General features: G+C 44.8%; 15 protein-coding genes. 7 read left to right on the top strand and 8 right to left on the bottom strand.

Annotated features, from left to right (window positions below):
- The first annotated feature begins 66 nt into the window (after positions 1–66).
- On the top strand, positions 67–1947 hold the full coding sequence (locus ACWM1W_RS14600) for a potassium transporter Kup (RefSeq protein WP_005232606.1): 1881 nt from the start codon (positions 67–69) through the stop codon (positions 1945–1947).
- Positions 1948–2015: 68 nt separating this feature from the next.
- Here the strand turns inward: ACWM1W_RS14600 and ACWM1W_RS14595 are convergent, their stop codons facing one another.
- Entirely contained in the window at positions 2016–2585 is a 570-nt protein-coding gene (locus ACWM1W_RS14595) for a hypothetical protein (RefSeq protein WP_005232605.1), read from the bottom strand.
- A 266-nt stretch (positions 2586–2851) separates the two neighbouring features.
- Between ACWM1W_RS14595 and ACWM1W_RS14590 the strand changes: the two genes are divergently transcribed.
- Both ACWM1W_RS14590 and ACWM1W_RS14585 read left to right on the top strand, forming a co-directional pair.
- On the top strand, positions 2852–3949 hold the full coding sequence (locus ACWM1W_RS14590) for a DNA/RNA non-specific endonuclease (protein ID WP_005232604.1): 1098 nt from the start codon (positions 2852–2854) through the stop codon (positions 3947–3949).
- 85 nt (positions 3950–4034) lie between these two features.
- A complete protein-coding gene (locus ACWM1W_RS14585; RefSeq protein WP_005232602.1) occupies positions 4035–4280 on the top strand; it encodes a hypothetical protein in 246 nt (81 codons plus the stop codon).
- 72 nt (positions 4281–4352) lie between these two features.
- On the opposite strand, the gene ACWM1W_RS14580 is transcribed toward ACWM1W_RS14585, so the two are convergent.
- On the bottom strand, positions 4353–5423 hold the full coding sequence (locus tag ACWM1W_RS14580; protein ID WP_005232601.1) for an AraC family transcriptional regulator: 1071 nt from the start codon (positions 5421–5423) through the stop codon (positions 4353–4355).
- 108 nt (positions 5424–5531) lie between these two features.
- Here ACWM1W_RS14580 and ACWM1W_RS14575 point away from each other — a divergent pair, with 108 nt between their 5' ends.
- Entirely contained in the window at positions 5532–6125 is a 594-nt protein-coding gene (locus ACWM1W_RS14575; protein ID WP_005232599.1) for a hypothetical protein, read from the top strand.
- A 338-nt stretch (positions 6126–6463) separates the two neighbouring features.
- Here ACWM1W_RS14575 and hisF read toward each other — a convergent pair whose 3' ends face one another.
- Positions 6464–7222 (bottom strand): imidazole glycerol phosphate synthase subunit HisF, encoded by a 759-nt coding sequence (gene hisF, locus ACWM1W_RS14570; protein ID WP_004781588.1) that lies wholly within the window; start codon positions 7220–7222, stop codon positions 6464–6466.
- A 113-nt stretch (positions 7223–7335) separates the two neighbouring features.
- On the opposite strand from hisF, the gene ACWM1W_RS14565 reads away from it, so the two are divergent.
- Genes ACWM1W_RS14565 through ACWM1W_RS14555 form a run of 3 tightly spaced genes read left to right on the top strand, consistent with a single transcriptional unit; the run spans position 7336 to position 9352 of the window.
- Positions 7336–8283 (top strand): homoserine kinase, encoded by a 948-nt coding sequence (locus ACWM1W_RS14565; RefSeq protein ID WP_005232598.1) that lies wholly within the window; start codon positions 7336–7338, stop codon positions 8281–8283.
- A 26-nt stretch (positions 8284–8309) separates the two neighbouring features.
- A complete protein-coding gene (locus ACWM1W_RS14560) occupies positions 8310–8936 on the top strand; it encodes a DUF1294 domain-containing protein (protein WP_005232597.1) in 627 nt (208 codons plus the stop codon).
- Positions 8937–8956: 20 nt separating this feature from the next.
- Entirely contained in the window at positions 8957–9352 is a 396-nt protein-coding gene (locus ACWM1W_RS14555) for a DUF4870 family protein (protein ID WP_005232596.1), read from the top strand.
- Between the two features lie 61 nt (positions 9353–9413).
- Here ACWM1W_RS14555 and ACWM1W_RS14550 read toward each other — a convergent pair whose 3' ends face one another.
- The 5 genes from ACWM1W_RS14550 to hisB all read right to left on the bottom strand — a co-directional run bounded on the left by ACWM1W_RS14550 (position 9414) and on the right by hisB (position 13391).
- Positions 9414–10343 carry a DMT family transporter gene (locus ACWM1W_RS14550; RefSeq protein WP_005232594.1) on the bottom strand — a complete coding sequence of 310 codons (930 nt, stop codon included), beginning with the start codon at positions 10341–10343 and terminating at the stop codon, positions 9414–9416.
- Positions 10344–10410: 67 nt separating this feature from the next.
- Positions 10411–11145, bottom strand: a complete 735-nt coding sequence (gene hisA / locus ACWM1W_RS14545) for a 1-(5-phosphoribosyl)-5-[(5-phosphoribosylamino)methylideneamino]imidazole-4-carboxamide isomerase (protein WP_005232592.1) — start codon at positions 11143–11145, stop codon at positions 10411–10413.
- Between the two features lie 221 nt (positions 11146–11366).
- Positions 11367–12029, bottom strand: a complete 663-nt coding sequence (locus ACWM1W_RS14540) for a 3'-5' exonuclease (RefSeq protein WP_034580436.1) — start codon at positions 12027–12029, stop codon at positions 11367–11369.
- A gap of 151 nt (positions 12030–12180) precedes the next feature.
- A complete protein-coding gene (gene hisH, locus ACWM1W_RS14535; RefSeq protein WP_005232590.1) occupies positions 12181–12798 on the bottom strand; it encodes an imidazole glycerol phosphate synthase subunit HisH in 618 nt (205 codons plus the stop codon).
- Entirely contained in the window at positions 12798–13391 is a 594-nt protein-coding gene (gene hisB / locus ACWM1W_RS14530; RefSeq protein ID WP_005232589.1) for an imidazoleglycerol-phosphate dehydratase HisB, read from the bottom strand. Before hisB ends, hisH begins: the two co-directional genes overlap by 1 nt.
- Positions 13392–13409: the final 18 nt, after the last annotated feature.

Here is a 13409-nt window from a genome sequence, read left to right as displayed (position 1 = left end):
TTGCGGAAAAACTTTGAGCGCAGTGCTATGATTCGCAAAAATGCTTGTTAAAAACGAAGATGATATATGCAAAGCACTGCACAGAAAGCAGCTCTCCCGGTAATTACGCTGGCTGCGCTTGGGGTTGTTTTTGGAGATATTGGGACCAGTCCATTGTATGCATTACGCCAATGTTTTCTGACGTCGCACCTTGCCATTAGTGAAGCTTCGGTGTTGGGCATTTTGTCCTTGATTTTCTGGTGTATCATGCTGACGGTGAGCTTTAAATACGTCACCATTATCATGCGTGCCGATAACAACGGTGAGGGAGGAATCATGTCCTTGCTGGCTCTTAACTTGCGAACCACACGCATTTCTGATGACAAGAAAATTTACCTGATTGCGCTCGGCTTTATTGGGGCATCACTGTTCTTTGGTGACGGGATCATTACCCCGGCAATTTCTGTGTTATCTGCGATTGAAGGGTTGAGTATTGCCACACCTGTGTTTAATCAATGGTTAGAGCCTTTATCGATCGGGATTATTGCGGGACTCTTTCTGGTACAACGTCATGGTACCGGAACCATGGGCAAATTTTTTGGTCCGTTGACCTTACTCTGGTTCCTGTCAATTGGTGGTTTCGGTTTGTGGAGCATTATCCAAACCCCGACAGTACTGGCCATGGTGAATCCATACTGGGCCTATCATTTTGTAGTCGATCAGCCTTTTGTAGCCTTCTTGACCATGGGGGCCGTGATTTTGACCATGACTGGCGGTGAAGCCATTTATGCCGATATGGGGCATTTTGGTCGTCTGCCGATTCGTCTGGCCTGGTTTATTATTGTGTTGCCCTGTCTGTTACTGAATTATGCCGGACAGGGGGCACTGTTGCTGCGCCGTCCTGAAGCACTGGAAAATCCTTTCTATATGCTACTTCCGGAATGGGGCTTATATCCAATGATTGGTCTGGCGACGGCAGCTGCTGTGATTGCCTCACAGGCGGTGATTACCGGGGTGTTCTCCATGGTGAATCAGGCCATTCAACTGCGCTATTTACCGCGTCTGAGCGTAAAACATACCTCAGCCGAAGAACGTGGCCAGATTTATCTGCCCTTCATTAACTGGATGCTGTTTATTTCTGTGGTGATTTTGATTTTACTCTTTGAAAATAGTGCCCGCTTAGCGAGTGCTTATGGGGTCGCAGTCACCATGACTATGCTGTGTGGTACCATTTTAATCAGTATTCTGGCTTATGGTTTCTGGCGCTGGCCAATCTGGAAAGTAGTGTTATTTGCCACACCATTCCTGATGCTGGATCTAGTTTTTGTAGCCTCAACGTCTTTAAAAATTGCATCAGGTGGCTGGGTACCGATTCTGCTCGGGGCGGCATTATTTACGATTCTGATGACCTGGAAAGATGGTCGTGCACTGGTCCTGAACCGTCTAGAAAAAGATGCGCTACCAATTGACCTGTTTATTAAGAGTATTTCAATCGGTGGAGGCACCAAGTTTGTGCCGGGTGAAGCGATTTTCCTGACCGGAACCCCGACCATTGTACCGCATGCGATGTTGCATAATATCAAGCACAACAAGGTACTACATGAGCGCAATATTCTGGTGACGGTTATTACCCGGGATATTCCTTTTGTAGGCGATGAAGAACGCATCAAACTAGAAAAACTCAGTGAGCATTTTTATCGAGTCACGATGTATTACGGGTTTAAGGATCAGCCTAATATCCCGGAAGCATTGCAGCATGCGTATGCAGAATGGGGCTTTGAATATGACCTGATGCAGATCAGTTTCTTTATCTCCCGGGAACGGATTATGCATACAGTGGGAGAGGGAATGGCACCCTGGCGGGAAAAACTGTTTGTTTCCATGCAGCGTAATACCAGTCCAGTCAGCGACTTCTACCAGATTCCGACCAACCGGGTAGTGGAGCTGGGTAGCCAGATCGAGATGTAAAAATAAAAAAACCAGAGCAAGGCTCTGGTTTTCTTTAGGGGAGAGAATTTAGAAAGCTTTATAACAAATTATTGTTCTGTTGCTTCTGTCTCAGCCGGCATTTCAGGGGCTGCGTTTAAAGGTGCATCTACCGCAGGATCAGCTTCAGCTTCTACCGCAATTTCAGTTTGCTCAGTCATCACAGCCGCTTCAGGTGCAGCAGCTTGCTGTTCTTCAAGAGCTGGTTGCTCTACAGCTTCACCCATAGTCATTTCCTGTTCTGTAGCAGGGGCTGCTGGTTCAGACTCAAGATTGGCTGGAGCCGGATTGGTATCCGGCATTTCTGGTTGTGCAACAGGTGCATTAGGCATACCTGGTGTTTGCATTGGCTGATTTGGCATTGATTGTTGTGGCTGCTGGCCTGGCTGAGCAGGTGCAGACATTGGCTGGTTTACCAGACGAATCTGTCCAGAATTCACCAGGCTTTCCAGTGAGGCTTGCTGACCATTTACAGTGGTACTAATTTTAGCTTTAGACAAGCTTTCAAGTGTTTCACCCGCTTGTACAGGAGGCTCAGCGAATGCGCCGGCACTGATCACACTTGTAAATATTCCGAGACCTAATAACTTAGATAGTTTGTTAGATAGTTTGGAATTCATAAATTAACTCCATTGCTAATAATTGTACGTAATTTGAGTAGTCAATTAGCTTTGCACACTCAAGACGAGGTCACAATCAAAGCTACTTAAAGGTAAAAAAACCGCGTTGAAAGCTCACTAAAAAAACGACACTTTGTTACAAGATTTAAGAATATAGGGATAGATTGTGTAATTATTAGGCAAATAAAGGGGGTAAGATATACTTCATATACATGGCTTGTTAAGCTCGCAAAACCCCCGATTTTGATCTTAAAAGCACGTGTAGCATGGCAAAGAAGCAGCGTAAGTCGAAGAATTCAGTTTTTCAGTTTTTTAATGAAAATAGCGTGAAAGTGATCCTGGCAATGGTCGCTTCCGGGAGTTTTGCGATTGCGTTTGGCCAGGAAAAAATCAGTCAGTGGATTTCTCTGCCTTCTACATCGAATTCGAGCTGTCTGGAACAGTTTTACCGGGACATCCCGCCTTACCTGATGAAAGACAGCCTGAAAAAAGACAGTTATTCACTGTGTTTTAATGGCTTTAATGTGGGTTATTCGGGTGTATCCAAAACGCCACTGTGGGTGGCGGAGGCTTTAACACCGAAGCGTCTGAGCCAGAAAATTCCACGTGAAGACAACTTCCATGAAGAAACACGACTAAATGCTGCTCATCGTGCGACTTTGGCTGACTATCGTGGCTCAGGCTATGACCGTGGCCATATGGCGCCAAATGCAGATATGCCAAATAAAGCTTCACAGTCTGACAGTTTCTCGCTGGCCAATATGGTTCCGCAGGCACCAAAGAACAATCAGCAGGTTTGGCGCGAGCTAGAAGAAGCGACCCGGGCCATTGTGACCAAGCAGAAGCAGGACGTATATGTAGTGACTGGGCCTGTCTTTGCAGCCAAAAAACTGAAAACTATTGGCAAGGGTGTGATTGTACCAACTGCCGTGTACAAAGCAATCTATATGCCGAAAACTGGAGCCATTGGTGCCTACTATGCTCCTAATGATAATTCGCTCAAGGTTCGCATTGTCAGTGTCTGTTATCTGGAAGAGCAGCTTGGCATTAACCTGTTTCCTCAGTTAACTGAAGAACAGAAACGTAATACCTATCATCTGCCGTTGACTGCGAATGCTGTGAAGGCTAACCAGAAAATTGCCTATTCGAATTGGGATGCAGAAAGCCAGTGTGCTGAAGACGTGCCGAAAGAAGATCTGGAAAAATTGCAGCGTGAGTTCAAACCGTCGGCTTCAAGTTCGGCCAGTACAAGTAATACGAGCTCATCAGTCAATAAGAACGGGATCGATCATGATACCCAGGATACGATTGTTAAACAGCTGATTGAGGCCTTACTACAATACATACTGCAGCTGCTGAAATAGTGAAAAGGAGCTTGCTGTAAAAAGCAGGCTTCAGGTAGCATGCTGAAGACAGGTGAGTAACAATAATAAAACAGAGTGGAAATTAATGTTTAAAGCATTTGAAAATGGAACCGAATCGCATGCGATTCATGACCTGACAGTTGAGAATGATCTGGACTGTGTCAGTGTGTATGGCAATCTGCAAATTACCAAAGACCAGGCCGGTCTCAAGGCAGCCAAAGTCTTACAAGCACTGTTAAATGATATTGTGCAGCAGCTCGAAGAAACACCGGATCTGCCAGAAAAAATTGAACGCAATGATGCAGATGAAATTGAAAATCCATTTTTATAGAAATTTCTTAATCACTATTCCGGCTAGAAAAAAGCTCCTTTGATGAGGAGCTTTTTTATTTTATTCAAACTTTTAAATCTGATATGGGACATTAATCTCTGCGGTAGCAGGATAGTCCAGAAATTTTTCCTGCACCTGGGTTTCCAGATATTCTGAGCGCCATTGTTGTGGTGTCTGAGCGGTCCATTGCTTGAAGGCACGCTGAAATGCACTTTGTTCAGAATAGCCAAGCAGCATGCTGATTTCCTGCAAACTCAGATGAGGATCTTTTAGATATTGCATGGCCATCATGCAGCGGATTTCCTGTATACGCTGCTGATAGGTCTGGCCCTGTTTTTGCAGGTAACGTTGTAGCTGACGTACAGAAAAATTCATCTGTTTGGCGATATGTTCAATCTGGAACATATTTTTCTGCAGACCCACCAGAATCGCCTGTTGCAAGCGTTGATCAATCTGGGTGGAGTTCGGAAGTTTTTCCAGCACCGCTTCTGCCTGTTGCATCAGTAATTTCTGTAAGGTCTGATCACCTTTCTTTAAAGGAGTCGACATTTCACTCACAGGAATCAGTACCTGATTTCTGGCCTGACCGAAACGGACCTTGCAGCGGAAATACTGTTCATAGACCGCAATATTTTTATTGACCGGATGCTGAAAATGGACTTCATGCAGATGCAGTTGATGCTGGTCCAGAATGCTTGAGCGAATAAATTCAGTCATGAGCGCGATGGCAATCTCATCTGTGAGTTGCGTACTCACTTTAAACGGAATTTCACTCCAGGAAATAGACAGGTAATCTCGATCCAGACTGACCTGTAAGGGACTGCCATCATAGATCAGGCGATGATAGTCATGATAACGCATAAAGGCTTCGCCCAGCGTTTCACTGGATAATGCCAGATAGCCAATAATACCCAGATGCTTGGCTTGCACCAGTTGCGCGATTTCCAGGCCGAGTGCTGGCCGCTGCAACTCCTGGTCCAGCTGGCTGAGCAGATCACGCCAGAGAATATAATCAAAACGCTCCAGGTTCTGGATCGCAAACAATTTCTTGGGAATGTCCAGTTGTTTGAGCTGGTAATAGTCCAAAAGCAAATGTCCTAAACCACCATATACCGAACCGACATAATCTTGGGGAACGTGCATTTTTTAATTCTTTTGTTCTGTCGTTTTTTGTCAATGATATTGAAATTATCGGTCAATATCTAGCCCTTTGTTTGACCTATAGTGTAAACAAACAGGGAGGAAAAGATCATGTGGAAAGGCTTTCTAGCAGGACTGGTCGTAGCCAATGGCTTTGAATGGTTCGCGCATAAATATGTGCTGCATGGTACCCATCGGGCAGGGCAGACGCGTTATAGCCCAGTGCCGGACAGCATGCGCTCACATTGGGAACATCATCGTGAAGTTCGCAAGACCAGATTTTCTGATTATGCCTATGTTGAAGGTTTGAAAAACTGGCGAATCCGTAATGAAATCGGTTCACTGGCCGTCGCAGCGAGCGTATTCGGGCTGGCTTTTTATCCCTTGTCCAAAGGCATGTTTTTGGCCACGCTATATAGTGCAGGCAATTATTTTTATATGCATCGGCGGGCACATCTGCAACCAGAATGGGCCAGAAAAAAAATTCCCTGGCATTATGATCATCATATGAACAGTAACCAAGATGCCAACTGGTGTGTAACCAAGCCCTGGTTTGATTATTTGATGGGAACCCGGGTGATTTCTTCAGCAGATTTACAGGAAAAAAATCCCCTTGGTATTGCCTTGCCGGAGCAGATCTCTACGCGCTTAACCCACTTAACCCAGCGTTATTTCCCGGCTAAATGGGCTAAAGATCGTGATTAAATAACTTAAAATTCGAGTAATCTGCCACATAAAATGTTAACCATTTCTCACTTTGGTTAGCCCTGTCGTGATTTGTCAATAAATTCTGTATATATTGTCAATATTGTGCTCAGGATTTCACCTATATTTGCGTCTGTTGATGATTGAAAGTCTTATCAACCTGCATACAGATTGAGTTATATTGTAAATGTCAAAAATACCAAGTGCTGTAGTTCTTCTTGGTTTTTATAGGGAGTCGCAAGACTCCTTTTTTTGTCCAGAATTTAAATGATTCCTAAGAATAATCCATAAAAAAAAGAGCGTGATATTCACGCTCTTTTTCATTTGAAGGCTGTTGTTTAGAGACGCATTTCAATGCCTTGAGCAGCTAGATAAGCCTTGGCTTCAGGAATGGTATGCTGGCCAAAGTGGAAAATAGAGGCGGCAAGTACTGCATCGGCACCACCATGGATAATCCCGTCAGCCAGATGCTGCAAGTTGCCTACGCCACCAGAGGCAATCGTCGGTACAGTGACGCGGTCATTGATAGCACGCATGAGTGGAATGTCATAACCTGCTTTGGTGCCATCGGCATCCATAGAGGTAATTAACAGTTCGCCTGCGCCGTAGCTGGCCATTTTCTCTGCCCATTCCAGGGCATCAATACCGGTCGGTTTGCGTCCGCCGTGGGTAAAGATTTCCCATTTATTCTCGCCAGTTTTTTTGGCATCAATCGCCACCACGATACATTGCGCACCAAAACGCTGTGAGGCTTCCTGTACAAACTCAGGGTTAAAGACTGCTGCCGAGTTAATACTGACTTTATCCGCACCTGCATTTAACAGTAAACGAATATCTTCGACTTTACGCACGCCACCGCCTACGGTAAGCGGTACGAATACAGATTCAGCCATACGCTCAACGGTACGGTAAGTGGTGTCGCGTCCATGATGTGTAGCGGTAATATCAAGGAAAGTGATTTCATCGGCACCTTGTTCATTATAACGGCGTGCCACTTCTACCGGGTCACCCGCATCACGAATATCAAGGAACTGAACACCCTTGACTACGCGACCGTTGTCGACGTCCAGACAAGGAATAATACGTTTAGCTAGCATAAATTTTTCCAATTATTACAGCCGATTATGAAACTCACCCACGCAAGCGCTACACCTTGGTAGATGGAAACGGTATTCTAGCAAAAATATGTAAGTTTTTTCGCAGGTTTTCTATGTCGGTTTATACCACTTTGACTTTAAAGGAAGTTCAGGATTTCGCAGCACCTTATGGACTTGAGGTGATTGATCTGATTCCCATTCAAGGAGGTATCCAGAATACGAACTATTTTCTGGTCTGCGAAAACCAGCAATATGTGCTGACCGTTTTTGAAGATATGGATGAACAGGCCGCCGGAGAACTGGTGCCGGTCTTGCAGCATTTGGGGCAGGCAGGTCTGGCCGTACCGGTGCCTTTATCCCACTCAGGTAAAGCCATTCACACGCTAAAAAATAAGCCCGCACAAATTGCGCCACGTATGATGGGTGAGCATCCGATGCCATCTACCGTTGCGCATGTGGAAGCGATTGCCATTGCTCAGGCCAAAATGCATGTGGCATTGAAAGATTTTAAACTTGAGCGTGCCTTTGTCCGTGACCATGCCTACTGGTATAACGTAGCACAGGAAATTAAACCAAGCCTGAACGCAGCAGATAAAGTCTTACTAGGCAAACTTCTGGGCCTGTATGAAGCTTTAACCGCAGTATATCCAGATCGTCCACGTGGCTTTATCCATTCGGATCTGTTTCGTGACAATACCCTGTTTGAGGGTGATCAGCTGAAAGGAATTCTGGACTTTTATGAACTGAATAAAGATGAATTCCTGTTTGATATCGCGATTACTTTAAATGACTTCTGTACCAATTATCCGGAGGTTACTTTAAATGAAGAAAAGGCCAATGCCTTTTTAAAAGCCTATGAAACTATTCGCCCTTTAACTGCAGATGAAAAATCATGTCTGGAGCTTTACCTGGCAATGGCTGCGGGTCGTTTCTGGATGATGCGTTTACAAGTGGCACAGAAAAATGCGGCTGAAGGTCGTACCGGTGAAGATATTCTGCAAAAAAATCCGGAAGAGATGCGTAACATGCTGATTGAACGTTTAAAATTCGTGACAGCTTAACTTTAAAATAAACAGGAACAGGCAAAATGCGCGATCAGGGACGTTTAGTGGAATGGTTTGATGACAAAGGCTATGGCTTTATTCAGCCCAATGATCCGGCCAAAGATCGCGTGTTTTTGCATATCAAGGATTTTGCCCGTCCCGGTCCACGGCCAATTGTCGGCTGTGCGCTGGATTATCTGGTGATTCTGGACGAGCAGGGCCGTTATCGTGCCCAGCAGGTTATGTACCTGAAAGCATCACAAACCAAAACGGCAAAAACAAAAACTAAAACATCAGGCCGAAGCCAGCAAGAAAAACTACAGCCGATGCAGGTTGCTTCTGTGGCTTATATTCTGGTATTAGTGGGACTAAGTTTAGCCGGCTTGTTGAGTGGAATGATCCTGTTGCTGGTGAGCCTGATGAATGTTCTCAGTTACTGGCTATATGCCCAGGATAAGGAAGCGGCACAATTGGGCAATCGCCGTATTCCAGAAAATACCCTGCATCTGGTGGCATTTCTAGGAGGGTGGCCGGCAGCTTGGCTGGCACAGCAAAAATTACGGCATAAAACACAAAAACAACCCTTCCGGCAAATTTATTTTTGTACTATAGCTTTTAACATCATTTTGATTATATGGCTGATTTCTCCCTTCAACAGCCTGAATATCTAGAAACAACCACAGGAGCGTAGATGAACTATTCAATTGATAAAGACTCAAATCGCACGCTAACCCTGATTCTTTATATCTTATATATCGTGGCCATTTTTAGTGGTGGCTTGCTGGCAGTGATTGCACTGATTATTAACTATGTGAAGCGCTCGGATGTACGAGGTTCGATTTTTGAAAGTCACTTTACCTGGCAAATCCGCAGTTTCTGGTGGTATCTATTCTGGAATATTGTAGCCTTTGTGCCATTCCTATTCCTGTTCTTTACCCATGAAGATCCGGACCTGTTTGCAGGCGTCGCTTTTGGCGCATCCACTTTCTGTCTGGTTATAGTCTTTGTTTCCTGGATCTGGATTGTCTATCGCGCGATTCGCGGCATTATGCGTCTGAATGACAATCGACCGATGTATACCAAATAAAGTTAGCTATATTTCTTTAGATAAATAACTCCCCCTTTTTTAAGAGGGGGAGTTCATAAGCTTAGGAAAGATCTTCCTTCAACTCTTCTATTTTTTCTTTTCTGAAAAATTTTGGTTTCCATTCGCTGGCAATCACCCCAAGTACCACCATCAATCCGCCTAGAAGTGCCAGCGCAGGCAAACGTTCTCCCGCCATACGTCCAAATAAACTTGCCCAGATCGGTTCACCCGCATAAATGATCGCAGCTTGAGAAGGATCTACCATTTCTTGTGCCCAGTTCATCACCAGCTGAATACAGGCACTGACAATACCGAGGCCGACCAAAATACCTGCCAGATGCCAGTGAAAGTCAGGTAACTGAGTTTCACCCAGCATCGGTGCCATCAGAAAACAAAATAGCGAGGCAAAAATGAGTTGTAGCACGGTGACACGCCGGGTATTCACCTTTGGAGCAAAATGACTGATAAAAATAATCTCAAGCGCAATGGCAATTGAACCAAGTAAAGTCAGCGCCTGACCAAAATTCAGCTGAATGGCACCAAAGCCATTGCCCGTCAAAAACACCAGACCAAGAAAGGCAAATAGAGCCCCGATCCAGGTCATAAAATGCGGTTTCTTACGGAACAGCAGCCAGAGTAGTAGGGGCACCAATGGAACATATAGTGCAGTCAGAAAGGCCGATTCACTACTGCTAATCGTTTGCAGACCCACCGTTTGTGTTCCATAACCGATTGCAATCACCGCCCCGATGAGGGCACCCGCTGCCACTTCTTTGAGTGTTATGCCTTTCAGATGCTTCAGCGAAAGCAAGGTAACGGCAATTGCCGCCGCTGCAAAGCGTAGCCCGACGAAGATCACGGGACTGCTAAAATGCAGGCCATATTGTACGGTGATAAAACTGCCGCCCCAGATGATGGTAATCAGGATCAGAGCAAGTTGAGGAACTTTCGTTCTCCAAGTAGAGGGAGTTTGGGAAACAGGTGTCGACATGGGAGAGAGGATCAAAAAATTGAACAATAAAAAAGAGGTCCACAGACCTCTTTTTCAGCAGACGCTATTATAGCGCTTCTTGTTCATCCAGCAATAATTGTGCTTCACGCAGATTCAAAGTGCCTTCATAGATCGCACGACCAGTAATCGCACCTAAAATACCAGGCTGGTCTTTCAGGTTACGCACGTCATCCATATTTGTTACACCACCTGAAGCAATCACAGGCAGACCTGAATATTGTGCCAGATGTACGGTTTGCTCGATGTTGACACCCTGCATCATGCCGTCACGAGCAATATCGGTATAAACAATACTAGACACGCCTGCATCCGCAAAACGTTTTGCCAGATCAGTCGCTTTTACATCAGTGACATTCGCCCAGCCATCAGTGGCTACCATGCCGTTCATGGCATCAATACCCACAATAATATGGCCTGCAAATTTCTTGCATGCTTCTTCTACAAATTCAGGATTTTGTACTGCTTTTGTACCAATAATCACAAAAGACACGCCTGCTTCCAGATAGTGCTCAATAGTTTCCAGTGAGCGGATCCCGCCACCAATCTGGATAGGCAATTCTGGCTGTGATTTAGCAATCGCTTCTACCACTGGCTTATGAATCGGTGTACCTGCGAAAGCACCATTTAAATCTACTAAATGCAAGCGGCGAGCGCCTTCATTTACCCAATGCTGTGCTGTTGCCACTGGATCGTCAGAAAATACGGTATCGTCTTCCATACGACCTTGTTTTAAACGGACACATTTGCCATCTTTCAGGTCAATTGCAGGGATGATCAGCATGCTTTCGCTCCTTGCTCAATCTTTAGAATGAATTTCAGTGAGTTCATCTTAGCAAATAAAGTCGAAATTTCTAACTCTTAAACGGTATGAAAAAAGAAAACCTGTCTGAAGATATGCTGGAGTGACAAGATTTTATTCTTCAATTTTTTATTCTTTGCAATACTCCTGAGGGAGTCTGATATCAAAATGATATTTCGCTAGAAAACTGATCTTCTGTTCATTCAAATTTTTGAATGCGGGCGAATTTTCAATTTTAGTGAAGTATTGGGAACTTCCTTGGGACTCAGGCCACGGTGCAGCAATTCTTCAAAGACCAGTAAAGGTGCATAGGCATCTGCAGCCGCATATTCAATCTGTGCCTGACTGAGATGTTTTTTCGCCCAGTTCGATGTCGTAACCCGTTTCGATTTAGGAAAATTCACCTGAAATAGCAAAGCCATCGCATTTTTTAATCCAAGAGGATTTTTAATGCCGAACGCACCAAAGCACTTTGACAGTTCAATGACACTGTTCAGCTCAATGCCTCTTTTACGGAAGAGATGCGCATCATTTTTCAGGCCAAAACCGACTTTGATCTGGTCTCGATTGGCAAAAATCGGTTTCAGAAAATCCCAAATGGCAGCATTCATCTGAAACAGGTAAGCTTTTTCTAGAGTGGCCAGCTGAACCAAATGCGGACCAGTGGAAACTTCACCGACCTTGAAAGTCGGTTTGGACTCAGTGTCCAGACCAAAGACCGAAATCTGCTCAAGTTCTTCACGTAGAGCTTCACATTGCTGAATGCTGTTAATCACCACAATATTTTCAGGTGCGATATTTTGAAAAGGTGGAAAAGTCGCTATTGTCTCTTTACTCGGTATGACATCATTTGGCTGTGTATCCATGATTAAAGAATCTTCCATTGATGAATATTCAGGTTGAATAGAGCATACCTTAGAGAAGGAAGCTTGGATGTGAATTATTTTTCAAAAATAAAATTTTAAACTGTAGCCCATAAAAAAGCCCGCATGATGCGAGCTTTTTGAATATATTGGATTAGATATTCCAATCCACAAAGTTTTTTAGCAATTGAAGGCCTGCAGTATGGCTCTTCTCCGGATGGAACTGAGTCGCAAACAGGTTGTCTTTATGCAGGGCAGTACAGAAATCAATACCGTAGTTACAGGTCGCTGCCACGATGCTTGGATCTTGCGGTTCTACATAGTAACTGTGCACGAAATAGAAACGTGCATCCTGAGCAATGTCTTTCCACATTGGATGGCTTGGATCGGCCTGATGTACCTGGTTCCAGCCCATATGCGGTACTTTCAAACCTGCCATTTCAGGGAAATGTTTGACTTCACCTGCAAAAATACCCAGCGCATCCGCACCGCCATTTTCTTCGGAACGTCGCATCAGGGCCTGCATGCCGACACAGATGGCCAACACCGGTTTGTTGAACACGGCATTACGCACGACTTCATCAATTCCGGCTTCATGCATGCCTTGCATACAGTCACGCATCGCACCCACACCCGGAAAAACGATTTTGTCGGCTTGGGCGATCAGTTTTGGATCATTGGTTACATCTACCGTTGCACCGACGTGTTCAAGTGCTTTGGCTGCTGAGTGTAGGTTTCCCATGCCATAGTCAAGAAGGGCAATACGGGTCATTACAAGGTACCTTTGGTTGAAGCAACAGTATTCGCAGCACGTGGATCAACTTCACATGCCATACGCAGTGCACGGGCAAATGCCTTAAATACACTTTCGATCTGGTGGTGACTGTTTTTACCTTTTAAGTTGTCAATGTGTACAGTCATCAGCGAGTGGTTGACAAAGCCCTGGAAAAACTCAGAGAACAGGTCTACATCAAAACGGCCAATCATGGCGCGGGTAAATGGAATGTCCATAAACAGACCCGGACGACCAGACAGATCCACCACCACACGGCTTAAAGATTCATCAAGCGGCGCATAGAAGTGTCCATAACGACGTAAGCCTTTTTTATCACCCAAAGCCTGAGCGAACGCTTGACCTAAGGTAATACCACAGTCTTCTACGGTATGATGGTCATCAATTTCCAGATCTCCATCACAATGAATATCAATATCAAACAGCCCATGTCGCTTGATTTGATCAATCATATGATCTAAAAATGGAATACCAGTGTTTAAAGTGCCTTGACCAGTACCATCGAGGTTCAAACGAACTCGAATTTTGGTTTCGTTGGTATTTCTTACCACTTCACTGATACGATCTGTCATAGACACGTTCCTCAAATA

It is taken from the genome of Acinetobacter sp. TW_SC_4 (assembly GCF_054861205.1).
Note: the sequence above shows the minus strand (reverse complement) of the source record. Positions and strands in the feature narration are given on the sequence as shown.

Coding starts and splice junctions, on each gene's coding strand:
- ACWM1W_RS14590 (WP_005232604.1), top strand. CDS start 2,852: ATGGCAAAGAAGCAGCGTAAGTCGAAGAATTCAGTTTTTCAGTTTTTT.
- hisH (WP_005232590.1), bottom strand. CDS start 12,798: ATGACCCGTATTGCCCTTCTTGACTATGGCATGGGAAACCTACACTCA.
- ACWM1W_RS14575 (WP_005232599.1), top strand. CDS start 5,532: ATGTGGAAAGGCTTTCTAGCAGGACTGGTCGTAGCCAATGGCTTTGAA.
- ACWM1W_RS14540 (WP_034580436.1), bottom strand. CDS start 12,029: ATGGATACACAGCCAAATGATGTCATACCGAGTAAAGAGACAATAGCG.
- ACWM1W_RS14550 (WP_005232594.1), bottom strand. CDS start 10,343: ATGTCGACACCTGTTTCCCAAACTCCCTCTACTTGGAGAACGAAAGTT.
- ACWM1W_RS14595 (WP_005232605.1), bottom strand. CDS start 2,585: ATGAATTCCAAACTATCTAACAAACTATCTAAGTTATTAGGTCTCGGA.
- ACWM1W_RS14555 (WP_005232596.1), top strand. CDS start 8,957: ATGAACTATTCAATTGATAAAGACTCAAATCGCACGCTAACCCTGATT.
- hisF (WP_004781588.1), bottom strand. CDS start 7,222: ATGCTAGCTAAACGTATTATTCCTTGTCTGGACGTCGACAACGGTCGC.
- ACWM1W_RS14600 (WP_005232606.1), top strand. CDS start 67: ATGCAAAGCACTGCACAGAAAGCAGCTCTCCCGGTAATTACGCTGGCT.
- ACWM1W_RS14560 (WP_005232597.1), top strand. CDS start 8,310: ATGCGCGATCAGGGACGTTTAGTGGAATGGTTTGATGACAAAGGCTAT.
- ACWM1W_RS14565 (WP_005232598.1), top strand. CDS start 7,336: ATGTCGGTTTATACCACTTTGACTTTAAAGGAAGTTCAGGATTTCGCA.
- hisB (WP_005232589.1), bottom strand. CDS start 13,391: ATGACAGATCGTATCAGTGAAGTGGTAAGAAATACCAACGAAACCAAA.
- ACWM1W_RS14580 (WP_005232601.1), bottom strand. CDS start 5,423: ATGCACGTTCCCCAAGATTATGTCGGTTCGGTATATGGTGGTTTAGGA.
- hisA (WP_005232592.1), bottom strand. CDS start 11,145: ATGCTGATCATCCCTGCAATTGACCTGAAAGATGGCAAATGTGTCCGT.
- ACWM1W_RS14585 (WP_005232602.1), top strand. CDS start 4,035: ATGTTTAAAGCATTTGAAAATGGAACCGAATCGCATGCGATTCATGAC.